This window comes from Streptomyces anatolicus, from assembly GCF_019400875.1.
Taxonomy (GTDB): domain Bacteria; phylum Actinomycetota; class Actinomycetes; order Streptomycetales; family Streptomycetaceae; genus Streptomyces; species Streptomyces anatolicus.
This window is the reverse complement of record NZ_WMBF01000065.1, coordinates 1-21,531: the sequence shown is the minus strand read 5'-3', so window position 1 is coordinate 21,531 and position 21,531 is coordinate 1. Positions and strand designations below refer to the sequence as shown.

The following is a 21,531-nucleotide window of genomic DNA, read 5'->3' as shown; positions in this document are numbered from 1 at the left end:
GCCCTGGAACCCGGGCAGGACCCCCCACCCGGTCTCCCAGACCGCCTCGCCCTGCCAGGTCGTCTCCCAGTACCCGATCGCCCCGGCCGTCTCACCGCCCAGCGTGATGCGGAACATCCGGCCCCCGCCGACGGGGCCGTCGGGCCCGCCGAGGCGCAGATAGCGCAGATGGCGGTCCGCCAGCTTCTCGGGCGTCTCGGGACCGCCCAAGTGCTCCGTCATTTCGGGGGTGTTGAGGCCCGTGAGAAGTGCCAGGCCCCCCTCGTCCGACCAGGGTTCGAGGCGCAGGTCCGGCTGCTGTGATCGCTCCATACCCCCACGCTAAGGGCGAGGTCCGACAACGGAACCTGCTCGCCGGAGTCTCAGAGCTCCTTGACCATGACCGCGTACACCGGGGAGTCGGCGAACGGTTGCTGCTCGCCGGCCTTGACGTACCCCCACGACTCGTAGAGCTCCTGCACCTTGGGGTGGGTCACGTCGACCAGGAGCACGGCGACGTCCTCCGTACGTTCTGTCAGCAGGGCCTCGTGGAGTCGCTCCGAGATGCCTTGTTTGCGCCAACCGGGGCGCACCATGACCTCCGAGACGGCGTAGGTGGAGCTGCGGTCCTCGCCCGGCTTGTACTCGGTGGAACGCCACCATTCACGGCCTGGGGCGAGCGGGGCGCCGTAGGCGAAGCCCACCGGCTCCTCCCCGTCGTAGGCCACCACGCAGGAGAAGCCGTCCATACCGGTCCAGTGATCGACGAACCAGGCGAAGCGCTGATGGAAGGGGTCATCCATCTGGTCCGCGTAGGCGTCGGCATGTACGTCGATCAGCATCTGTCGGAAGCCCCCCGGAAGGCTGCCGTGCTGGAAGTGACGTAGGTCCATCACGCTCGGCTCCATTCAGTCCGCATGCGGTCCGCCCAGTCTCGTGCGTAGGCGGCGGGCGGTTCCAAGGCGAACAGGCCCCGGTGGAAGTCACCGATGAGGGTGCGCATGCGGCCGGGGAGAGCACCGCCATCCATGATCGTGAAGACGTCGGCGGCCGTGGTCATCGCCTGCTCGGCTTCCCCTTGGCGCAGTTGCGCGAGGGCGAGTTGGGCGGTCGCGAGTGCCCTGTTGCGGCGGAAAGCGGTCGGGATCCGGGTCAGAGCGCGGTGGGCCATGGCTTCGGCGAGGGCGTGGGCTCCGCTGCTGGAGTGGACGACTGCGGCCAGGTGATCGAGCTCGGGCCGGCTGTAGAAAGCTGTCCAGCGAGGACGCTCCCGCCCCGGCGCCTTGCTGAAGCTGTCTTGGGCCCCGCCAAGGGACCGCACCGCGACGCGGCCATCACCGAGGGCGGCGTAGGCGAGGGCCACGCGTGCCCGGGCCAGCGAGTCGAAGAGGGGATCGCGGCGAGCAGCCGTGGAGGTCTGTGCGGCCTGGGCCGCTGCGAGGGCTTCGGGCCAGTTCCGGCGCTGATAGGCGAGCATCGAGAGGTTGACCCACACACGCATTTCGGTGGGACCGTCCTGGGACAGACCGGCGTAGGTGGACGATTCGTTCAGATACCTCTGCGCCTGGTCGAGGTTGCGGGCATCGATGCAGGACCAGGCCGCGATGGTCGTGTACTCGGCGGCCAGTGCGTACAGGGCGCGGCGAACGCGTTCACCGGCGTTTCGCTGCTGCAGCTCCAGCACGCCGGCGCGGCCCTTCAGGGCGGACCTCTCCAGCTCCGCGTGTCCACCCTGGCGGTCGTCGGCCTCGACCAAGGCATTCATCCCGGCGGAGGCACGAGCGACATCCGACATGCCGACCGCGCGGCGCTGAGTCACCAACGGAACGGCGGCGGCTGCGGTCCCGGTGGCCGAGGTGATGAACGTGCGACGCCGCACGGGGCCCTCCTGCGGGTATGGCATGGCGCGGGGGGCGCTGAACCCCAAGTCCTCGACCGGGCAGCCGAACACCAGCTCCAGAGCCGCGCACGTACGACCGATGGGACGGCATGAAGCGCCGTTCAACAGATTGCGGACTGTGCGGGCGGAGACATCGCCGGGCCGACCGGTGATCACCGCGAGTGCGGAGTTCATACGGTCGGCCAATTCGTCCTGGGTGAGCCCGAGTTCGTCCATACGGCCCTTGAGGGCGGCGTTCGCTCCCATGGCCTCGAAGGTAGACCCGCAGTCACCGGCCGTTCCAGGCCGCAGGTTACGGGATCGCAAAGTCTTCCGGTCCAGGACGACCGGTGGAAGCGCGACCTTTCCTGTTTCTCCCGGGGCTCAGGCCGTTGACTCGGTACCACCCCGTCGAAAGCTCTGTGGCGCTCCCTTCCTCTCGACGGAATGAGGAGAGCCCGCCCCCGGAGGAGTGTTCTCGTGACCAGGGCCGAAGCCAGATCTACCGCATCCGGTGCCCCCGGCTACACCGAGACGATGCCGTGCGTGCCGGAATCCGCTCGCCGGGCGCGCCTGCTCGTCTCCGCCGCGCTGAGTGCATGGGATATAGGCGAGTTGGCCGGGGACGGGGTGCAGATCGTCGCCGAGCTGGTCGGCAACGCCATCGATCACACTCGATGCCGTGTCGTCCGCGTCCTGGTCACACGGTCAACCGCGGGTGTGGTGCGCATCGGTGTCGCCGACAACTGCGGCGAGGCCCCCGAGATGGGCGACCCCGACGGCAACTCCGAGGGCGGGCGCGGGCTGCTCCTGGTGGATGCCCTGAGCCGGCGGTGGGGGTACGACCGGAAGCGCTGGGGCAAGGTCGTGTGGGCCGAGCTCGAAGCGCCGCCCCGATGCTAGGCGTCCCAAAGACCCCACCGGGCGCCGCCGCGTGCGGAGCCACCCGCGCTGCCCACCACCACGTGCCTCAGGGCCACACCAGGCAGTAGGCCTGATGCCCCGCATCATGCAACCGATGGCTGAAATCCTGCCACTCGTGGAGGAGTTGGTAGACGTTGAACGCGTCGCGCGGGCCGCCGCGGTCCGGGACCGTGGACCATATGAACGCGGCGGCGCCCACCGACTCCTCGCCGATGCCGCGCAGCGGGTCGACGACCGTCATGGGGAGCTTCACCACGGCGTAGTCGGGGTGGAGGACGACCAGCTCCAGCGGGGGGACCTGATGCAGGGGTATGCCCTCGATGCCGGTCAGGACCATCGCGGCCATCGTCTCCGGCTTGATCTTCGTGAACATGCCACCCATGCCCAGTTCGTCGCCGCCCAGCTCCTCGGGCCGCATCGAGATGGGCACCCGGGCCGCGGTCGCGCCGTTCGGAGCCCCGAAGTACTTGTACGTCACCCCCACCCCGCCACTCCTGCTGCTCATCCGGTCCTGCCGAAGTTCGCCGGACTCGCCCCGCGCCTGGTCATAAGCCTCGTCAAACGGCTGGTCGGGCGTCTGCGCCGGTGGCGCCTGAGCCTCGCGTCGGTGCTTGCCCCGCCGGGCACGCCGGGGGCCCAGGCCGTCGGTCCCCTCGCCCAGTCCGCCACCGCGCTGCATATCTCCACCCGACTGATTTCCAGGGCGGCACGGCCCTGTCTTTTCTAGGCCTCGCGGCCCCCGCCACGCAACCCGATCATCGTGTCAGTGACCTCCCCCACGGTCACCCTCTAAAACGTGGAGTGAAACACCTGTCCGCAGGATGTCCGGACCCTCTGACACCATGGCTCGTGTGAGCTTCCCGTATAGCGCCCCAGTTTCGCAGACTCTTTTCGACCGTGCGGCGGCCGTGACGCCCGGCGGTGTGAACTCTCCCGTGCGCGCGTTCCGCGCTGTGGGTGGTACGCCCCGTTTCATGGTGTCCGGTACCGGTCCGTACCTGACTGACGCCGACGGCCGCGAGTACGTCGACCTCGTGTGTTCGTGGGGTCCGATGATCCTCGGGCACTCCCACCCCGAGGTGATCGCCGCCGTGCAGGAGGCCGTCGCCCGCGGCACCTCCTTCGGTACGCCCGGCGAGGGCGAGGTCGCGCTCGCCGAGGAGATCGTGGCCCGCATCGAGCCCGTGGAGCAGGTGCGGCTCGTCTCCAGCGGCACCGAGGCGACCATGTCCGCCATCCGGCTCGCCCGCGGCTTCACCGGCCGCGCCAAGGTGATCAAGTTCGCCGGCTGCTACCACGGGCACGTCGACGCCCTGCTGGCCGCCGCCGGTTCGGGCGTGGCGACCCTGGGCCTGCCCGACACCCCGGGCGTCACCGGCGCCCAGGCGGGCGACACCATCGTCGTGCCGTACAACGACCTGGCCGCCGTGCGCGCCGCGTTCGCCGCGCACGAGGGCCAGATCGCGTGCGTCATCACCGAGGCCTCGCCGGGCAACATGGGCGTCGTACCGCCGGGAGAGGGCTTCAACCAGGGCCTCGCGGACCTGTGCCGCCAGAACGGCGCGCTGTACATCTCCGACGAGGTCATGACGGGTTTCCGTACGTCGAAGGCCGGCTGGTTCGGCGTCGACGGCGTGCGGCCCGACCTGATGACCTTCGGCAAGGTCATGGGCGGCGGCTTCCCCGCCGCCGCCTTCGGCGGGCGCGCCGACGTCATGGCGCACCTCGCCCCGGCCGGTCCCGTCTACCAGGCGGGCACCCTCTCCGGTAACCCGGTCGCCACGGCCGCGGGCCTCGCCCAGCTGCGGCTCCTGGACGATGCCGCGTACGACAAGGTCGACGCGGTCTCGGAGCGGCTGCGGGGCCTGGTGAGTGAGGCGCTGGGCAAGGAGGGCGTCGCGCACACCGTGCAGAACGCCTCCAACATGTTCTCCGTCTTCTTCACCGCGAACGAAGTGAAGAACTACGACGACGCCAAGGCGCAGGAGTCCTTCCGCTTCACCGCCTTCTTCCACTCGATGCTGGCGCAGGGCGTCTATCTGCCGCCCTCCGCCTTCGAGTCCTGGTTCGTCTCCACCGCCCACGACGAGCGGGCCGTCGAGCGGATCGCCGCCGCCCTGCCGGCCGCCGCGCGCGCCGCCGCGGAAGCGACGGAGGCCACCGCGTGAGCGCCACCGCCGCGGGCGACGAGCTGACCGTCGTACACGTGATGCGCCACGGCGAGGTGCACAACCCCGACGGGATCCTCTACGGGCGGCTGCCCGACTACCACCTCTCGGAGCTGGGCCGGCGCATGGCCGACCGGGTCGCCGAGCACCTGTCCCAGCGTGACGTCACGCATGTCGTCGCCTCGCCGCTCGACCGCGCCCAGGAGACGGCCATGCCGATCGCCAAGGCGCACGGCCTGGACCTCGCCACCGACGCCCGGCTCATCGAGGCGGGCAACGTCTTCGAGGGCAAGACCTTCGGCGTCGGCGACGGCGCCCTGAAGAACCCCGAGAACTGGCGGCACCTGGTCAACCCCTTCAAGCCGTCCTGGGGCGAGCCGTACGTCGAGCAGGTCGTACGGATGATGGGCGCCCTGGACGCGGCCAAGGACGCGGCCCGCGGGCACGAGGCGGTCTGCGTCAGCCACCAGCTGCCGATCTGGACCGTGCGCAGCTTCGTGGAGAAGCGGCGCCTGTGGCACGACCCGCGCAAGCGGCAGTGCACGCTCGCCTCGCTCACGACGTTCACCTACCGCGGCGACAAAATCGTTTCGGTGGGGTATTCGGAGCCCGCCCGTGACCTCGTGCCCGCGCATCTCCTCGCGGGCGCCAAGCCGGTGAAGGGCAAGAGCAAGGCCTTCGGGGCCTGAACAGGGATTTCGTCGACGTCGCGTAATCGCTTCGCCACTGTAAGTCCCTTTCGGGTAAAGCGCGGTAAATAATCCGCGTTGATCCGCGATGTACAGGAACCCCACTGTTCGTCGCGCCCTCTCACAGGGCGTCCGTCCCGCAAGCCAGATACGGCGGGGCGGACCCAAGGGCGCGACGAATGGGGATGGAATGCGCGACTTCAGCCGCAGGGGAATGCTCGGGCTCGGAGCCGGTGCCGCGGCGGCTTTCGGGCTCGCGGCATGCGGCACCGGAGGCGACGGGGATTCCTCGGGGCCCGCGGACAAGGCGAAGGACGGGCGGGCCGAGCCCGGCAAGCACCCGGCCAAGCCGATCGGTGACGGATCGACCTCCTACACCGGCAAGCAGCCCAAACAGCCGGGCAAGCCGGTGCCGCTGGAGCCCGGTGAGACGCCCCCGCAGTTCGTGGTCTTCTCCTGGGACGGCGCCGGCGAGGTCGGCAACGGCCTCTTCCCGCGCTTTCTGAAGCTGGCCGAGGACCACGACGCGCACATGACGTTCTTCCTCTCCGGGCTTTATCTGCTCCCGGAATCGAAGAAGCGCATGTACCGCCCGCCGAACAACGCGGTCGGCGCCTCCGACATCGGTTATCTCACCGACGGTCACATCAAGGACACGCTGAAGTACGTACGTCAGGCCTGGCTCGAGGGCCATGAAATCGGCACACACTTCAACGGGCACTTCTGCACGGGCACCGGAACGGTCGCCAACTGGACGCCCGCGCAATGGCAGGACGAGATCGACCAGGCCAAGTCCTTTGTGAAGAAGTGGCGTACGAATACCGGCTGGACCGATCTGCCGTCGCTGCCCTTCGACTACGACAAGGAACTCGTCGGCGGCCGCACGCCCTGTCTGCTCGGCCAGAACAACCTGCTGCCGACCGCGAAGAAGCTCGGCTGGCGCTATGACGCCTCCTCGCCCGGCGGCCGCCAGCGCTGGCCCCTGAAGAAGATGGGCGTATGGGACCTGCCGCTCCAGGCGGTGCCCTTCCCCGGCCACACCTTCGAGGTCCTGTCGATGGACTACAACATCCTCGCCAACCAGTCGCAGAACTCCACGAAGGCGCCGCCCCACAACTACCCGGGCTGGCGCAAGCAGGCGACCGAGGCCTACATATCCGGGTTCAAGCGGGCCTACGAGACCAACCGCGCCCCGTTCTTCATCGGCAACCACTTCGAGGAGTGGAACGGCGGCATCTACATGGACGCCGTCGAGGAGGCCCTGAAGCACATCGCGGGCAAGAAGGACGTACGCCTCGTCTCCTTCCGGCAGTTCGTCGACTGGCTCGACGTACAGGACCCCAAGGTGCTCGCGCGGCTCCAGGGCCTCGATGTCGGCCAGACGCCCGCCGGTGGCTGGAAGGGACTCGGAAAGGCCGCCTGAAATGGGACTTTCCGCAACCGCGGGGGGTGCGGAAGATCCCCGAAACAGACATGCGAAACTTTTCACATGAGTGCCGCCTGCCGCGCCCCCCAGAGCACGAACCGCAGCCGTAGCCGCCGCCCCGGCGGCCGTGGCCGCGCCACCCTCCTCGCCGCGGTCGCCGCGGTCGCCGCCCTTGCACTGTCGGCCTGCGGCTCGGGCGGGATGTCGGGCGGCTCCGGCAACACCAACTTCGTGGCGGGCAAGGACGGCATCGCCACCGCGAAGAAGGGGGACCGCAAGGCGCTCCCCGAGCTGGACGGCGAGACCCTCGACGGCAAGAAGCTGGACATCGCCGACGCCTACAAGGGCAAGGTCCTCGTCATCAACGTCTGGGGCTCCTGGTGCGCCCCCTGCCGGGCCGAGGCGCCGAACTTCGTGAAGGTCGCCAAGGAGAAGAAGGCCAAGGGCGTCGAGTTCGTCGGGATCAACACCCGCGACCCCGAGCGCGGCCCGGCGCTCGCCTTCGAGGAGGCGCACGAGGTGCCCTACCCGAGCGTGTACGACCCGACGGGCAAACTGATGCTGCGCTTCCCCCGGGGCTCGCTCAACCCCAACGCCATCCCCTCCACGCTCGTCGTCGACCGGGACGGGAAGATCGCGGCCCGCACCCAGCAGCCCCTCAACGAGGCGAAGCTGCGCAAGATGATCGACCCCGTGGTCGCGGAGAAGTGATGCTCACGCTCGCGGCCGTCACCGGCCCGAACCAGACCGTGATGAGCGGGGCCCTGCTGCTCGCCATCCCGGTCGCCGTGCTCGGCGGACTCGTCTCCTTCTTCTCGCCGTGCGTCCTGCCGCTCGTGCCCGGCTATCTGTCGTACGTCACCGGGGTCAGCGGCCAGGACCTCGGTGAGGCGCGGCGCGGCCGGATGGCGGCGGGCGCCGCGCTCTTCGTGGCCGGCTTCACCGTGATCTTCGTCTGCGTCACCGTCTTCTTCGGGGCGGTGGGGCACACCCTCAAGGAACACCAGAGCACCATCAACACGGTGCTCGGCGTGGTGATGATCGCGCTCGGGCTCTTCTTCATGGGGCTCATGCCGTGGCTCACCCAGCGCGAGTTCCGCTTCCACAAGCGGCCCGCCGTCGGACTGGCCGGTGCCCCGGTCGTCGGCGCTCTCTTCGCCGTCGGCTGGACGCCGTGCGTCGGCCCGACCCTCGCCTCCGTCCTCGCGCTCTCCGCCGACGGAGGCAACCCGCAGCGCGGCGCGCTCCTCGGAGTCGCCTACTCCCTCGGGCTCGGCATTCCGTTCATCATCGCCGCCGTCGCCTTCCGCAAGGCGCTCGGCGCCTTCGGCTGGGTCAAGCGGCACTATGCGTGGGTGATGCGCATCGGCGGCATCATGATGATCGCGACCGGCCTGCTGCTCGTCACCGGAGTGTGGGACAGCATGGTGCAGCAGATGCAGGTCTGGACGAGCAGTTACACCGTGGGGATCTGATCCATGAGCAAGACCGAAGCCCCCGAGCAGCGAGACGACCTCGGTGCCGCGGGCGAGCACCTGTCGACCGCTCCCCAGGAGGAGTCGCCGAACCTGCCCTCCCTCGGGGTGATCGGCTGGCTGCGCTGGTTCTGGCGGCAGCTGACCTCGATGCGGGTCGCGCTGATCCTGCTCCTGTTGCTGTCCCTGGGCGCGATCCCCGGGTCGCTGATCCCGCAGAGCAACGTCGACGAGCTGAAGGTCCAGGACTTCAAGGACCGGCACACCACGCTCGGGCCGCTCTACGACAAGCTCCAGCTCTTCGACGTCTACAGCTCGGTGTGGTTCTCCGCGATCTACATCCTGCTCTTCGTCTCCCTCATCGGCTGCATCGTGCCCCGCACCTGGCAGTTCGTCGGCCAGCTCCGCGGCCGCCCGCCGGGCGCCCCCAAGAAGCTGACGCGGCTGCCCGCGTACACGACGTGGCGCACGGACGCCGAGCCCGAGCAGGTGCACGGCGCCGCGCTCGCACTGCTCAAGCAGCGGCGCTTCCGGGCGGACCTCGCCGCGGACTCGGTCGCCGCCGAGAAGGGCTATCTGCGCGAGGCGGGAAACCTTGTCTTCCACATCGCGCTGATCGTGATGCTGATCGCCTTCGCCGCCGGACAGCTTTTCAAGTCCGAGGGCGGCAAACTGATCATGGAGGGCGACGGCTTCTCCAACACCCTCAGCCAGTACGACGACTTCAAGTCCGGCAGCCTCTTCGACACCGACGACCTGGCGCCGTTCCACTTCAAGCTCGACGACTTCGAGGGCACGTACGAGGAATCGGGCCCCAACCGCGGCACGCCCCGCACCTATCGGGCGAACGTCACCTACAGCGAGGGCGCCGACGGCCCCGAGAAGAAGAAGTCGATCGAGGTCAACAAGCCGCTGGAGGTCGACGGCTCGAAGGTCTACCTCATCGGCCACGGCTACGCCCCCAAGGTCACCGTCCGCGACCCCAAGGGCAAGGTGATCTACGAGGCCGCCGTGCCGCTGCTGCCCATCGACCAGAACGGCACCGCGACCGGCGCCATCAAGGTCCTCGACGGCTACAAGAACAAGAAGGGCGACAAGGAGCAGCTCGGCTTCAACGCCTTCTTCGTGCCGACCTTCGCGGGCGAGGGCCAGGGCCAGATGTTCTCGCAGTTCCCCGCGGCGAACTTCCCGGTGCTCGCGCTCTCCGCGTACCACGGCAGCCTCGGCGTCGACTCCGGTGTCCCGCAGAACGTGTACCAGCTGGACACCCGGAAGATGAAGAAGTTCAAGGACGCCCAGGGCGAGCTGTTCAAGAAGCGGCTGCTGCCCGGCGAGACCATGGAGCTGCCGAACGGCGCCGGGTCGATCACCTTCGAGAAGGACCTCAAGGAGTGGGCGACCTTCCAGATCTCGCAGGAGCCCGGCTCCGTGTGGGCGCTGGGCGGTGCGCTCGCCGCGATCGCGGGCCTCGCCGGATCGCTCTTCATCCAGCGCCGCCGCGTGTGGGTGCGGGCGGTGCGGGGCGCCGACGGCGTCACGGTCGTGGAGATGGCGGGCCTCGGCCGCAGCGAGTCCGCGAAGCTCCCCGACGAACTGTCCGACCTCGCCGCGCACCTGCACGAGAAGGCGCCGAGCGCGCACGAGAAGGCGCCGAGCGCGCCGGACCCCCACCCAGACCCGGACGCGGAAGCCGCCTCCGACTCCGACCCCGATGCCGTACCTGCCGAAGGGGCTGAGAAGTGAATCTCGCCGCCACCCTGGCCGCCGAACCGAACGAGGACCTCGCGCACATCAGCAACGTGCTGATCTACTCCGCGATGGCCGTCTACCTCCTGGCCTTCTTCGCGCACATGGCGGAGTGGCTCTTCGGCAGCCGCAGCAAGGTCGCCCGCACCGCCGCCGCCCTCACCCCGAGCAAGACCGCGGCCGCGGGGCCCGCGGTGGCCGTCAAGGCCAAGGCCCAGGGCGGCACCGCCACCCTGGAGCGCCCGCAGGTCGTCACGCGGTCCGTCACCGGGGCCCGGGACGTGCCGGACGGGCCCGGCGCGGCGGCCGGGGACGAGAAGGGGGACCTGTACGGCCGTATCGCGGTCTCCCTCACCGTGCTCGCGTTCCTGCTGGAGTTCGGCGGGGTGCTCACCCGCGCCCTCTCGGTACAGCGGGCGCCGTGGGGCAACATGTACGAGTTCAGCATCACCTTCTCCACCGTCGCCGTCGGCGTCTACCTGGTGCTGCTGGCGCTGAAGAAGAACGTGGCCTGGCTCGGCCTGCCCCTGATGACGACGGTCCTGCTCGACCTCGGTCTCGCCGTCACCGTCCTGTACACCTCCAGCGACCAGCTGGTCCCGGCCCTGCACTCGTACTGGCTGTGGATCCACGTCTCCACGGCGATCTTCTGCGGCGCGGTCTTCTACGTCGGCTTCGTCGCGACGATGCTCTACCTCTTCCGCGACAGCTACGAGGCGAAGCTCCAGAGCGGCGGGCAGCCCGGCAAGTTCGCCACGTCCGTGATGGAGCGGCTGCCGGCCGCCGCCTCGCTCGACAAGTTCTCCTACCGCCTGAACGCGGCGATCTTCCCGCTGTGGACGTTCACGATCATCGCGGGCGCGATCTGGGCGGGCGACGCCTGGGGCCGCTACTGGGGCTGGGACCCCAAGGAGGTCTGGTCCTTCATCACCTGGGTCGCGTACGCCTGCTACCTCCACGCCCGCGCCACCGCCGGCTGGAAGGGCCGCAAGGCCGCCTACCTGGCCCTGATCGCCTTCGGCTGCTGGCTGTTCAACTACTACGGAGTCAACATCTTCGTCACCGGCAAGCACTCGTACGCCGGGGTCTGACCCGCCGACGTACGCGCCGGGGGTGCGGAACGGGCCGCTCCGGGCCAGGCTTGTGCCATGACCGAGACGATCGGACAGGGCACGAGCCGGACCGAGGGCGCCATCCAGCATCTCCACTACGAACTGAGCCTTCCCCACCCTGTGGAAAACGTCTGGGCGGCGGTGGCCACCCCCGAAGGGCTGCCGGGGTGGCTGGCCGCCGCCGACGTGTTCGAGCCCCGGCTCGGCGGCGCCATCACGCTGCGCTGGCTGAACGGCGCGGAGGATGCCGTGCACTCCGGGCAGATCACGGCCTGGGACCCGGACGTGGTCGCCGAGTACACGATCGACCTGCACGGCCGGTGCCGCTTCCACCTCGAAGCGGAGGGGGCCTCCCACACGACGCTGCGCTTCACCAACGAGTTCAAGGGCGACGACGCCCTGCGCCTGGACTGCCTCGCCGGGTGGCACGACCACTTCGAGTACCTGGTCGACGCGCTCCAGGGCCGCCCCAAGGACTGGTCGACGTGGAGCACCGACCGCTGGCGCGAGCTGCGGGAGACGTACGCGGCCGACTGACCGGACGCCGCCGGTCAGGACTCATCGGCTTCACCGATCGGCCCATCGGCAGGACGCCCCACTGGGCCGTGGACCAGCGCGTACGCCCGCTCGTACGTTCCCGCCATGACCCCAGAGACCAAGGGCACCCTCCAGCTCACCGCCGCCATGATGCTCTCCGGCACCCTCGGCGTATTCGTCGTGGAGTCCGGTGCCTCCGCCTTCAACGTCGTCTTCTTCCGCGTCCTGTTCGGCGCCCTCGCCCTCGGCGCGTACGCCTTCGCCCGCGGCTACTTCCGCGATCACGGGCTCACCCCGAAGAAGCTCGGGCTCGCCGCGCTCGGCGGGCTCTTCATCGTCTTCAACTGGGTCTTCCTCTTCAAGGCGTACGAGGCCACCTCGATCTCCCTGACCACCGTCGTCTACCACACGCAGCCCTTCTTCCTGGTGCTGCTCAGCGCGCTCGTCCTGCGCGAGCGTCTGACCCGGTCCCAGCTCGGCTGGCTGGCCGCCGCGTTCGCGGGGCTCGTGCTCGTCTCCGGGGTGCGCCCGGGGGACACCGGCTCGCTCGCGGGCATCGGCCTCGCGCTGCTCGCCGCCGTCCTCTACGCTCTGTCCACCCTCGTCACCAAGCGCGTCACGGGCGTACGGCCCCACCTCGTCGCCCTTGTCCAAGTCCTGGTCGGCATACCGCTGTTGCTGCCCTTCACCGACTTCGGCGCGATGCGCGGCACCGGCGCCGGATGGGCCTGGCTCGTCGGCCTCGGCGTGATCCACACCGGCCTGATGTACGTCCTGATGTACGCGGCGTACGCGAAGCTCCCCACGCCCAAGATCGCCGTGCTCGCCTTCACCTACCCGGCGGTCGCGATGGTCGCCGACTGGGCGGTCTACGGCCACCACATCGGGCTCGTCCAGGCGCTCGGCGTCCCGCTGATCGTGCTGGCCAGCCTCAAGGTGACGCTGGCGCGGGGGACGCGCTCTGCTCCCGCACGAGACGCACGGCCTGCTCCACGAACAGCCGCACATGCGCGGGAAGCCGCTTCCCCGACCGCCACGCGAGCTGCGTCCACAAGGTGAACGGCGGCTCCCAGGGCAGCCGTACGAGCGTGCCCCCCGCCAGCTCCCGAGCCACCGCCACGGCCGGCAGCAGCGCCACCCCGAGCCCGCCCGCCACACCCTGCTTGGTCGCCTCGATGGTGCCGAACTCCATGAAGGGCGGCGGCGTCCCCGTCCGCTCCCGCAGCTCCGCCTCGAACAGGTCCCGGTACGGGCAGCCGGGCTCGGTGCCCACGAGCTGCACCGCCGTCAGATCGGCCGTGGTGAGCGGGCCCGCGCCGCGTGCCGCCAGCGCGTGGCCGGGGGCACAGACCAGGACCAGCGGCTCCTCGGCGAGCACCTCGCTCTCCAGGCCCTGGTGCTCGGTCCCCGGCTCCATCAGGAACCCCACGTCGTACGTCCCCTGCCGCAGCGCCTGCCGGGTCTCGTCGCCCAGCGTGGGGCGCAGCGAGAGCCGCACCTTCGGGTAGCGGTGGTGGAAGAGTTCCAGGAGCGGCGGAAGCCGGTAGGAGGTCAGCGACTCCATGGTGCCGACCGCAATCGCGCCGGACGGCTCCTCGGCGCCGACGACCGCGGCCCGCGCCTCGTCGGCGAGCTCGATGATCTGCCGGGCGTAGGGCAGCAGTCGCGTGCCCGCCTCGGTCAGGCGGATGCGGCTGCCGAGCCGGTCGAAGAGTTCCGTGCCGAGCGAGGACTCCAGGGCGCGGATCTGGCTGGTCACGCTGGACTGCGCGTACGCCAGTTCGGTGGCGGCGCGGGTGAAGCTGAGGACGGTGGCGACCTTCTCGAAGGTTACGAGCAGCCGTAGCTCCATCAGCTGTCGCTGCCCTTGTCCCGCTTCTTCTCGTCGGGGTCCTCGTCGCGGGGCTCGTCCTTGAGGGACTTCAGGAACTCGGGGTTGTCGTCGGGCGCCACCCATTGAGCGCGGCCGCGGGAACGCCCCGCGCCGCCGGAGGTGCCGGGAGCGTGCCGCACCTTGCCGGTGACGAACCAGGCGATGGGGCCGAGCAGGACCTCGCCGAAGAGCAGGACGATGATGACCCACACCACCTTGGGCAGATGCCTGATCTCCTTCTCGGGAGTGTTCAGGACATCGATGAAGGCGTAGATCCATACCGCCAGGACCAGCACGAACGGCAGATACCTGAGCATGGTGACGCGGTCCCCCAAGCGATGACGGCGAGAGGCGTGCGTGCCCCCGGTGACGGGGCCAGGGTAGCCGGTGCCGGATACTGGAACGCATGGCTTACGACGATCTTCGCTCCCTGCTCCGCGCACTGGAGCGCGAGGGCGATCTCAAGCGCATCAAGGCCGAGGTCGACCCGTACCTGGAGGTCGGTGAGATCGTCGACCGGGTGCAGAAGGCCGGCGGCCCCGCGCTCCTCTTCGAGAACGTCAAGGGCTCCGCGATGCCCCTGGCGATGAACGTGTACGGGACGGACCGCCGCCTGCTGAAGGCGCTCGGCCTGAAGTCGTACGGCGAGATCAGCGAGAAGATCGGTGGCCTGCTCAAGCCGGAGCTGCCGCACGGCTTCGTCGGGGTGCGCGAGGCGTTCGGCAAGCTCGGCGCGATGACGCACGTACCGCCGAAGAAGGTGAAGGCGGAGAACGCCCCCGTCCAGGAGACCGTCCTCACCGGCGACGACGTGGACCTGGAGAAGCTGCCCGCGCTCTTCACCTGGCCCGAGGACGGCGGCTCCTTCTTCAACCTCGGTCTGACCCACACCAAGGACCCCGACACCGGGGTGCGCAACCTCGGCCTCTACCGCCTCCAGCGCCACGACAAGCGCACCATCGGCATGCACTGGCAGATCCACAAGGACAGCCGCAACCACTACCAGGTGGCGGCCCGCAGGGGCGAGAGGCTGCCCGTCGCGATCGCCTTCGGCTGCCCGCCCGCCGTCACATACGCCTCGACGGCCCCGCTCCCCGGTGACATGGACGAGTACATGCTGGCCGGGTTCATCCAGGGCAAGCGCGTCGAGATGGTCGACTGCAAGACGGTCCCGCTCCAGGTGCCCGCGCACGCCGAGGTCGTCATCGAGGGCTGGCTGGAGCCCGGCGAGATGCTGCCCGAGGGCCCCTTCGGTGACCACACCGGCTTCTACACGCCGCAGGAACCGTTCCCCGCGCTGAGGATCGACTGCGTGACGATGCGGAGGCGGCCGCTGCTCCAGTCGATCGTCGTCGGCCGCCCGCCGACGGAGGACGGCCCGCTCGGCCGCGCGACGGAGAGGTTCTTCCTCCCCCTCCTCAAGGTGATCGTCCCGGACATCGTCGACTACCACCTGCCGGAGTCGGGCGGCTTCCACAACTGCGCGATCGTCTCGATCGACAAGAAGTACCCCAAGCACGCGCAGAAGGTCATGCACGCCATCTGGGGCGCGCACATGATGTCCCTGACGAAGCTGATCGTCGTCGTGGACAAGGACTGTGACGTCCACGACCTGCACGAGGTGTCCTGGCGGGCGCTCGGCAACACGGACTACGCCCGCGACCTCACCGTCGTCGAGGGCCCGGTCGACCACCTCGACCACGCCTCCTACCAGCAGTTCTGGGGCGGCAAGGCGGGCATCGACGCGACGCGCAAGCTGCCCGAGGAGGGGTACACGCGCGACGGCGGCTGGCCGGAGATGGTGGTGTCCGACCCGGAGACCGCCTCGAAGGTGGACCGTCGCTGGAAGGAGTACGGACTCTCGTGACCTCCGCATCCGCCGCGCTCCCGCGGCAGCCGGGCAGGACCAAGGCGTTCCTGCGCCTCGTCATGATCGAGCACTCGGTCTTCGCGCTGCCCTTCGCCTATATCGCCGCCCTGACCGCGATGTTCCAGCTCGACGAGAACATCCACTGGGTGCGGCTGCTCCTCGTGACCGTCTGCATGGTGGGGCTGCGGACGTTCGCCATGGCCGCGAACCGCATCATCGACCGCGAGATCGACGCCCGTAACCCGAGGACCGCCCACCGCGAGCTGGTCACGGGCGCGGTGTCGGTGAAGTCCGCGTGGACGGGCGCGCTGATCGCGCTCGCCGTCTTCCTCGGCGCGGCCGCCCTGCTCAACCCGCTCTGCCTGGCGCTCGCGCCCATCGCGGTGATCCCGATGGTCGTCTATCCGTACGGCAAGCGGTTCACGAACTTCCCGCAGGCGATCCTCGGCCTCGCCCAGGCGATGGGTCCGGTCGGCGCCTGGATCGCCGTCACCGGCGAGTGGTCGTGGCAGGCCGTCATCCTCGGCCTCGCGGTCGGCGTGTGGATCGGCGGCTTCGACCTGATCTACGCCTGCCAGGACGTGGAGACCGACCGCGAGGTCGGCGTGAAGTCGGTGCCCGCGCGGTTCGGCATCCCGGCCGCCATTTGGGGCGCGCGCGGCTGCCACCTGGTGACCACGGGCCTCTTCGTCTGGTACGGGCTCGACACGGGCGCCGGTGCGTTCTTCTGGCTGGGGCTCGTCATCGTCGCGGCCGCCTTCCTGTACGAGCACTCGATCGTGAAGCCGCACGACCTGTCCCGGCTCAACCGGGCCTTCTTCCAGGTGAACGGCTTCATCGGCATCGCGCTCTTCGTCTGCGCGCTGCTCGATCTGCTCGTCCGCGGGCTCACGGTCTAGGCTGCACAGCGTGAATCCAGGAGATACGCAGCGTAGGCCTTGGATCGTGGGGGTGTCCGGCGCGTCCGGTACGCCCTATGCCGCCGCCGTCCTGCGGGCCCTGCTCGGCGCGGGGGAGAGCGTCGACCTCGTCGTGTCGCGGGCCTCGCGGCTGACGCTGCTCGACGAGACCGGCATCTCCTTCCGGGACGCGCACTGGCGGGACGATCTGCGCCAGTGGCTGGCGCGGGGCGCGGACGGGAAGCCGGACACCTTCGACGTGCCGGACGAGTCCCTGGCGGACGTGCGGTACTGGGCGGCCGGTGATCTGGCGGCGGGCCCGTCCTCGGGGTCGTACGCGACGAAGGGGATGCTGATCGTGCCGGCGTCCACGGCGTGCGTGGCGGGGGTGGCGCTCGGGCTCTCGAAGGACCTGCTGCAGCGGTCGGCGAGCGTGACGCTCAAGGAAGGCCGACGGCTCGTGGTCTGCGTACGCGAGACACCGCTGAACGGGCAGACGCTGAAGCACCTGGTGAGCCTGGACGAGGCGGGCGCGAACGTGCTGCCCGCCTCCCCGGCGTTCTACGCGGGGGCGACGCACATCCAGGACCTGGTGGACTTCGTCGCCGGCCGGGTGCTCGACACGGCGGACGTGCCGCACAGCCTGTACCGCCGGTGGAAAGGGCAGCTGGGGAGCGCTTCCGGTGAAGGGTGAGCGCCCCCAGGGTGAGCGCCCCGAAGGGGCGCGGGGAACTGCGCGAGCAACCAAGACGAACCCGCACCCGGCACCGACCCCGACCCCCACGGCGGGACTACCGCTTCTTAGTGCCCCGAGCCTTCTTAACGCCCCTACGCGCCGCCGCAACCTCCGCACGCGAGCGGTTGGCCAGGTCCTGGAGCTCGCGCATACGGGCGTAGGCCATCTCGATCGAGTACACGGGGTGACTCACTCCTGAAGGATCGTCGTTGATCTGCTGAGATTGAGAAAGATTCACAGGGTGCAGACCCTGTTGCGCCTTAGATTCTACACATAGACTCGCGGTATCGCTGAATAATGAAAGGCATCGCACCTATGGACGCCGTGGACAGGCAGCTCATCCAGGCCCTGCGGGAGAACGGCCGCGCCTCGTACGCCGAACTCGGCCGGCTCGTGGGCCTCTCCGGGCCGAGCGTCACGGACCGGATCAACCGCCTCGAAGCGGCCGGTGTCATCACCGGCTACCGCGCGACCGTCGACTCCGCCTCGCTCGGCCTCGGCGTCATCGCCCTCATCGGCATCTCGCTCTCCGACGCCGCCGACCACGAGGACGTGGCACGGCGCCTGAAGGACCTGCACGAGATCGAGGACTGCTGGTTCATCGCGGGCGACGACTCGTACATGCTCAAGGTCAGGGCGAGCGACGTGGACGGCCTGGAGAAGACGATCCGCAGGCTCAGCGGCACGCGGGGCGTATCCCGGACGCGTACAACCATCGTGCTCTCCACGAAGTGGGAGAACAGGGTCGGGGAGCTGCCCGAGGAAGAGTGAGCGGGAGCGGGGGCGTACGGTTGGCGGGAGTTTGTCGTAGGTCGCTGGAGAGGTAAGGGCGAGGGAATGGACGCAGGTCTCAAGCGCGATCTTGAGCAGAAGGTCCGGGACGGCGAGCGGCTGTCCCGCGAGGACGGCATCGCGCTCTACGAGTCGGACGACCTCGCCTGGCTCGGCGGCCTCGCCCACGAGGTGCGCACGCGCAAGAACGGCGACGTCGTGCACTTCAACGTCAACCGCCACCTCAACATGACGAACGTGTGCACCGCGTCGTGCGCCTACTGCTCCTTCCAGCGCAAGCCGGGCGAGAAGGACGCGTACACGATGCGCATCGAGGAGGCCGTCCGCCTCGCCAAGGCGATGGAGGGCGAGAACCTCACCGAGCTGCACATCGTCAACGGCCTGCACCCGAACCTGCCGTGGCGCTACTACCCGCGTTCGCTGAGCGAGCTGAAGAAGGCGCTCCCGAACGTCTCCCTGAAGGCCTTCACGGCCACCGAGATCCACCACTTCGAGACGATCTCCGGCATGTCGGCATCCGACATCCTGGACGAGCTGATCGAGGCCGGTCTCGAGTCGCTGACCGGCGGCGGCGCGGAGATCTTCGACTGGGAGGTGCGCCAGCACATCGTCGACCACCGCACCCACTGGGAGGACTGGTCCCGCATCCACCGCCTCGCGCACGAGAAGGGTCTGAAGACCCCGTGCACGATGCTGTACGGCCACATCGAGGAGCCGCGCCACCGGGTGGACCACGTGCTGCGCCTGCGGGAGCTCCAGGACGAGACCAACGGTTTCCAGGTCTTCATCCCGCTGCGCTACCAGCACGACTTCGTCGACGTGAAGGACGGCAAGGTCAGGAACCGCCTCCAGGCGCGCACCACCATGGCGTCCGGCGCCGAGGCCCTGAAGACCTTCGCCGTCTCGCGCCTCCTCTTCGACAACGTCCCGCACGTCAAGGTCTTCTGGGTCATGCACGGCCTCCAGACGACGCAGCTCGCGCTCCAGCACGGCGCCGACGACATGGACGGCTCGGTCGTCGAGTACAAGATCACGCATGACGCGGACAACTTCGGCACCCCGAACAAGCTGACCCGCGAGGACCTGCTCGACCTGATCCGCGAGGCCGGCTTCCGCCCGGTGGAGCGGAACACGCGCTACGAGGCGATCCGGGAGTACGAGGGCCCCGACCCGATGCTGCGGGAGACGCCGCAGGCGATGCGCGTCTGACCCCCTTGCCGGGCGCGGGCTCCGCCATGCTTCACTGGAGAGGCTCGTCCAGCTCGGGCCCATTTCGGAACGGAAGAGTGGATTGCCATGCTCCGCTACACGCTGATGCGCCTCGGAATCTTCGTGGGTTGCTTCGTGGTCGTCTGGGGCCTCGTCTACTCCGAGATCCTGCCGCGCGGACTCGGCGACTCGAACCTGCTGTGGGTGCTGCTGCTCGCGCTGGTCGTCTCCGCCCCCATCAGCTTCGTGGTGCTCCGCAAGGAGCGTGACCGCGCCTCGGAGCAGGTCGTCGCCAAGGTCGACCGCGCCAAGGCCAACCTGGAGGCGAACCGCACCCAGGAGGACGAGGCGGACGACGTGGCGCGTGCGCGCTCGCAGGGCAGGGCGCAGGCGCAGGGCTCGTAAGCTTCGTCACACACTCATCGGGACCCCGGTCCGGAGCACGCCGCTCCGGGCCGGGGTTCTGTGCGTGCGGGGGCTTCCCGGGTCTCCCGGGGGAGCTTCCTGGGGAGCCGTTACCTCAAACAAGACCTTTGATGTTCTCAAAGTACGAGTGTTAACGTATTCGACATGAAGACAGCAGCAGCGCACCACCACGCGATGAGCGTCCCGCTCGTGGCGCGCCTGCATGTCGACCTCTGCCGCTGCATGTCCGCGGCCTGTCACGTCTGACCGTGACCCCCGCCGCAGCGGCCCCGCTGACCCTTCGCGGTCGCCGCTCCCGTACGTCCCCCTCCCCCTGATTTTCCTCACCGGAGTGTGTCCGTGTCCGCGAATTCCGCGCCGCCCGCCGACAAGGCGGGCCAGACCGAGAAGCCCGAGTCCCGCTTCCGGATAACCAAGTTCCTCAAGATCCCCTTCTGGGCGCAGATCCTCGCCGGTCTCGTGCTCGGTGTGCTGCTCGGCTGGATCGCCCGCGACCAGGACGTCTCCTGGCTCGTCACCACGCTGGACAAGGTGGGCAGCACCTTCATCGGGCTGCTGAAGCTCGCGGTCGCCCCGCTCGTCTTCTTCGCGATCCTGGTCTCCATCACCAACCTGCGCAAGGTCAACAACGCGGCGCGGCTCGCCACCCGCACCCTGCTGTGGTTCATGATCACGTCGCTGATCGCGGTGGCCATCGGCCTCACCATCGGCCTGCTCACCAACCCCGGCTCCGGCACCGGCCTCACCCCGAAGGACGGCAAGGCGCCCGAGGATGCGGGCTCCTGGATCGACTTCCTCACCGGGATCATCCCGAAGGACGTCATCACGCCCTTCACCGAGCTGAACGTCCTGCAGATCGTCTTCATGGCCGCCGTCGCCGGTGTCGCCGTACTGAAGATCGGCGACAAGGCGCAGCCGATCCTGGAGCTGAGCGAGTCGGTCCTCGCGCTCCTCCAGAAGGCCCTGTGGTGGGTCATCAAGCTCTCCCCGATCGGCACGGTCGGCCTCATCGGCTTCGCCATCGCGGACTACGGCTGGAACCTCATCAGCAAGTACGCGACGTTCACCGCGGACATCTACATCGGCTGCGCCCTGGTGATGTTCGGCGTCTACCCGCTGCTGCTCGCGTTCGTCGCCAAGGTGAACCCGCTCCAGTTCTTCAAGGGCGCCTGGCCCGCGATCCAGCTGGCGTTCGTCTCGCGCTCCTCGGTCGGCACGATGCCGGTCACCCAGAAGGTCACCGAGCGGCTCGGCGTGCCGAAGGAGTACACCTCCTTCGCGGTGCCCTTCGGCGCCACGACCAAGATGGACGGTTGCGCGGCCATCTACCCCTCGATCGCCGCGATCTTCGTCGCGCAGATCTTCGACGTGGACCTGGGCGTCAAGGAGTACCTGCTCATCGCGTTCGTGTCGGTGGTGGGCTCGGCGGCGACCGCCGGTCTGACCGGTGCGACCGTGATGCTGACGCTGACCCTCTCCACGCTCGGTCTGCCGATGGAGGGCGTGGGTCTGCTCCTCGCCATCGACCCCGTCCTGGACATGATGCGCACCGCCACGAACGTGGCCGGGCAGGCGCTGGTGCCGGTGATCGTCGCGGCCCGCGAGAAGATCCTCGACCGGGAGGCGTACGAGAGTGCTTCGGCGTCGCCGCTCGATGACTTCGGGTCGGCCGGGCCGGCCGAGGGCGACTCGTCGCGGGCGGTGCCCGCGACCGCCTGACGGCACTTGTGGTGAACGACCGAGCCCCGTCCCGGAGTTGATCCGGGGCGGGGCTCTTTCGTGTGCGCTGGC

General features: G+C 69.2%; 22 protein-coding genes and 1 pseudogene. 17 read left to right on the top strand and 6 right to left on the bottom strand.

What is annotated here, in order from left to right; translation table 11 throughout:
* From GKQ77_RS09425 to GKQ77_RS09415, 3 genes are all read right to left on the bottom strand, one after another.
* Positions 1-312 (bottom strand): GNAT family N-acetyltransferase (locus GKQ77_RS09425; protein WP_504739859.1); only part of this gene is annotated, 312 nt, incomplete at its 3' end.
* Between the two features lie 50 nt (positions 313-362).
* A complete protein-coding gene (locus GKQ77_RS09420; protein ID WP_219688250.1) occupies positions 363-887 on the bottom strand; it encodes a GNAT family N-acetyltransferase in 525 nt (174 codons plus the stop codon).
* Positions 872-2,125, bottom strand: coding sequence for a helix-turn-helix domain-containing protein (locus tag GKQ77_RS09415; RefSeq protein ID WP_219688249.1), 1,254 nt, complete (start codon positions 2,123-2,125; stop codon positions 872-874). Before GKQ77_RS09415 ends, GKQ77_RS09420 begins: the two co-directional genes overlap by 16 nt.
* A 213-nt stretch (positions 2,126-2,338) precedes the next feature.
* Here GKQ77_RS09415 and GKQ77_RS09410 point away from each other — a divergent pair, with 213 nt between their 5' ends.
* Positions 2,339-2,761, top strand: a complete 423-nt coding sequence (locus GKQ77_RS09410) for an ATP-binding protein (RefSeq protein ID WP_308117600.1) — start codon at positions 2,339-2,341, stop codon at positions 2,759-2,761.
* A gap of 67 nt (positions 2,762-2,828) precedes the next feature.
* Here the strand turns inward: GKQ77_RS09410 and GKQ77_RS09405 are convergent, their stop codons facing one another.
* Positions 2,829-3,461 (bottom strand): hypothetical protein, encoded by a 633-nt coding sequence (locus GKQ77_RS09405; protein ID WP_219688248.1) that lies wholly within the window; start codon positions 3,459-3,461, stop codon positions 2,829-2,831.
* Positions 3,462-3,624: 163 nt separating this feature from the next.
* Between GKQ77_RS09405 and hemL the strand changes: the two genes are divergently transcribed.
* From hemL to GKQ77_RS09360, 9 genes are all read left to right on the top strand, one after another.
* Positions 3,625-4,950 (top strand): glutamate-1-semialdehyde 2,1-aminomutase, encoded by a 1,326-nt coding sequence (hemL, locus tag GKQ77_RS09400; RefSeq protein ID WP_219688247.1) that lies wholly within the window; start codon positions 3,625-3,627, stop codon positions 4,948-4,950.
* A 41-nt stretch (positions 4,951-4,991) separates the two neighbouring features.
* Positions 4,992-5,639, top strand: a complete 648-nt coding sequence (locus GKQ77_RS09395) for a histidine phosphatase family protein (RefSeq protein WP_219688252.1) — start codon at positions 4,992-4,994, stop codon at positions 5,637-5,639.
* 190 nt (positions 5,640-5,829) lie between these two features.
* Positions 5,830-7,062: a polysaccharide deacetylase family protein gene (locus tag GKQ77_RS09390; RefSeq protein WP_219688246.1), complete on the top strand. Its 1,233-nt coding sequence runs from the start codon at positions 5,830-5,832 to the stop codon at positions 7,060-7,062.
* 66 nt (positions 7,063-7,128) lie between these two features.
* Positions 7,129-7,776 (top strand): TlpA family protein disulfide reductase, encoded by a 648-nt coding sequence (locus GKQ77_RS09385; protein ID WP_219688245.1) that lies wholly within the window; start codon positions 7,129-7,131, stop codon positions 7,774-7,776.
* Positions 7,776-8,540 (top strand): cytochrome c biogenesis CcdA family protein, encoded by a 765-nt coding sequence (locus GKQ77_RS09380; RefSeq protein ID WP_219688244.1) that lies wholly within the window; start codon positions 7,776-7,778, stop codon positions 8,538-8,540. Before GKQ77_RS09385 ends, GKQ77_RS09380 begins: the two co-directional genes overlap by 1 nt.
* 3 nt (positions 8,541-8,543) lie before the next feature.
* Positions 8,544-10,283: a cytochrome c biogenesis protein ResB gene (gene resB, locus GKQ77_RS09375; RefSeq protein ID WP_219688243.1), complete on the top strand. Its 1,740-nt coding sequence runs from the start codon at positions 8,544-8,546 to the stop codon at positions 10,281-10,283.
* Positions 10,280-11,377, top strand: coding sequence for a c-type cytochrome biogenesis protein CcsB (gene ccsB, locus GKQ77_RS09370; RefSeq protein WP_219688242.1), 1,098 nt, complete (start codon positions 10,280-10,282; stop codon positions 11,375-11,377). The genes resB and ccsB overlap by 4 nt, the downstream gene beginning before the upstream one ends.
* Positions 11,378-11,434: 57 nt before the next feature.
* Positions 11,435-11,935 carry an SRPBCC domain-containing protein gene (locus GKQ77_RS09365; protein ID WP_219688241.1) on the top strand — a complete coding sequence of 167 codons (501 nt, stop codon included), beginning with the start codon at positions 11,435-11,437 and terminating at the stop codon, positions 11,933-11,935.
* A gap of 105 nt (positions 11,936-12,040) precedes the next feature.
* Entirely contained in the window at positions 12,041-12,994 is a 954-nt protein-coding gene (locus tag GKQ77_RS09360) for a DMT family transporter (protein ID WP_219688240.1), read from the top strand.
* Here the strand turns inward: GKQ77_RS09360 and GKQ77_RS09355 are convergent.
* Positions 12,897-13,787: pseudogene (locus GKQ77_RS09355) on the bottom strand (LysR family transcriptional regulator); the annotation flags it as partial. The gene GKQ77_RS09360 and the pseudogene GKQ77_RS09355 sit on opposite strands and share 98 nt — an antisense overlap.
* Positions 13,787-14,125, bottom strand: a complete 339-nt coding sequence (locus GKQ77_RS09350) for a PLD nuclease N-terminal domain-containing protein (RefSeq protein WP_219688239.1) — start codon at positions 14,123-14,125, stop codon at positions 13,787-13,789. The gene GKQ77_RS09350 and the pseudogene GKQ77_RS09355, both read right to left, overlap by 1 nt.
* Before the next feature lie 89 nt (positions 14,126-14,214).
* Between GKQ77_RS09350 and GKQ77_RS09345 the strand changes: the two genes are divergently transcribed.
* The 7 genes from GKQ77_RS09345 (at position 14,215) to GKQ77_RS09315 (ending at position 21,459) form a co-directional block, all read left to right on the top strand.
* Complete coding sequence (locus GKQ77_RS09345) at positions 14,215-15,675, top strand: menaquinone biosynthesis decarboxylase (protein WP_219688238.1); 1,461 nt, start codon at positions 14,215-14,217, stop codon at positions 15,673-15,675.
* Positions 15,672-16,577, top strand: coding sequence for a menaquinone biosynthesis prenyltransferase MqnP (gene mqnP / locus GKQ77_RS09340; RefSeq protein ID WP_219688237.1), 906 nt, complete (start codon positions 15,672-15,674; stop codon positions 16,575-16,577). Before GKQ77_RS09345 ends, mqnP begins: the two co-directional genes overlap by 4 nt.
* Positions 16,578-16,587: 10 nt before the next feature.
* The gene (locus GKQ77_RS09335; RefSeq protein WP_308117599.1) at positions 16,588-17,271 is read left to right on the top strand and encodes a UbiX family flavin prenyltransferase; all 684 of its coding nucleotides are present in this window, start codon (positions 16,588-16,590) and stop codon (positions 17,269-17,271) included.
* A 357-nt stretch (positions 17,272-17,628) separates the two neighbouring features.
* Complete coding sequence (locus tag GKQ77_RS09330; protein WP_030791839.1) at positions 17,629-18,084, top strand: Lrp/AsnC family transcriptional regulator; 456 nt, start codon at positions 17,629-17,631, stop codon at positions 18,082-18,084.
* Between the two features lie 66 nt (positions 18,085-18,150).
* Positions 18,151-19,314, top strand: coding sequence for an aminofutalosine synthase MqnE (gene mqnE / locus GKQ77_RS09325; RefSeq protein WP_219688236.1), 1,164 nt, complete (start codon positions 18,151-18,153; stop codon positions 19,312-19,314).
* A gap of 87 nt (positions 19,315-19,401) precedes the next feature.
* Positions 19,402-19,719 (top strand): DUF4229 domain-containing protein, encoded by a 318-nt coding sequence (locus GKQ77_RS09320; protein WP_219688235.1) that lies wholly within the window; start codon positions 19,402-19,404, stop codon positions 19,717-19,719.
* A 360-nt stretch (positions 19,720-20,079) separates the two neighbouring features.
* The gene (locus tag GKQ77_RS09315) at positions 20,080-21,459 is read left to right on the top strand and encodes a dicarboxylate/amino acid:cation symporter (RefSeq protein WP_219688234.1); all 1,380 of its coding nucleotides are present in this window, start codon (positions 20,080-20,082) and stop codon (positions 21,457-21,459) included.
* Positions 21,460-21,531 lie beyond the last annotated feature (72 nt).

What these genes read in the sequence shown, in the direction of transcription:
- GKQ77_RS09420 (WP_219688250.1), bottom strand. Translation starts at nt 887, where the DNA reads ATGGAGCCGAGCGTGATGGACCTACGTCACTTCCAGCACGGCAGCCTT.
- GKQ77_RS09415 (WP_219688249.1), bottom strand. Translation starts at nt 2,125, where the DNA reads ATGGGAGCGAACGCCGCCCTCAAGGGCCGTATGGACGAACTCGGGCTC.
- GKQ77_RS09405 (WP_219688248.1), bottom strand. Translation starts at nt 3,461, where the DNA reads ATGCAGCGCGGTGGCGGACTGGGCGAGGGGACCGACGGCCTGGGCCCC.
- hemL (WP_219688247.1), top strand. Translation starts at nt 3,625, where the DNA reads ATGGCTCGTGTGAGCTTCCCGTATAGCGCCCCAGTTTCGCAGACTCTT.
- GKQ77_RS09395 (WP_219688252.1), top strand. Translation starts at nt 4,992, where the DNA reads ATGCGCCACGGCGAGGTGCACAACCCCGACGGGATCCTCTACGGGCGG.
- GKQ77_RS09390 (WP_219688246.1), top strand. Translation starts at nt 5,830, where the DNA reads ATGCGCGACTTCAGCCGCAGGGGAATGCTCGGGCTCGGAGCCGGTGCC.
- GKQ77_RS09385 (WP_219688245.1), top strand. Translation starts at nt 7,129, where the DNA reads ATGAGTGCCGCCTGCCGCGCCCCCCAGAGCACGAACCGCAGCCGTAGC.
- GKQ77_RS09380 (WP_219688244.1), top strand. Translation starts at nt 7,776, where the DNA reads ATGCTCACGCTCGCGGCCGTCACCGGCCCGAACCAGACCGTGATGAGC.
- resB (WP_219688243.1), top strand. Translation starts at nt 8,544, where the DNA reads ATGAGCAAGACCGAAGCCCCCGAGCAGCGAGACGACCTCGGTGCCGCG.
- GKQ77_RS09365 (WP_219688241.1), top strand. Translation starts at nt 11,435, where the DNA reads ATGACCGAGACGATCGGACAGGGCACGAGCCGGACCGAGGGCGCCATC.
- GKQ77_RS09360 (WP_219688240.1), top strand. Translation starts at nt 12,041, where the DNA reads ATGACCCCAGAGACCAAGGGCACCCTCCAGCTCACCGCCGCCATGATG.
- GKQ77_RS09350 (WP_219688239.1), bottom strand. Translation starts at nt 14,125, where the DNA reads ATGCTCAGGTATCTGCCGTTCGTGCTGGTCCTGGCGGTATGGATCTAC.
- GKQ77_RS09345 (WP_219688238.1), top strand. Translation starts at nt 14,215, where the DNA reads ATGGCTTACGACGATCTTCGCTCCCTGCTCCGCGCACTGGAGCGCGAG.
- GKQ77_RS09330 (WP_030791839.1), top strand. Translation starts at nt 17,629, where the DNA reads ATGGACGCCGTGGACAGGCAGCTCATCCAGGCCCTGCGGGAGAACGGC.
- mqnE (WP_219688236.1), top strand. Translation starts at nt 18,151, where the DNA reads ATGGACGCAGGTCTCAAGCGCGATCTTGAGCAGAAGGTCCGGGACGGC.
- GKQ77_RS09320 (WP_219688235.1), top strand. Translation starts at nt 19,402, where the DNA reads ATGCTCCGCTACACGCTGATGCGCCTCGGAATCTTCGTGGGTTGCTTC.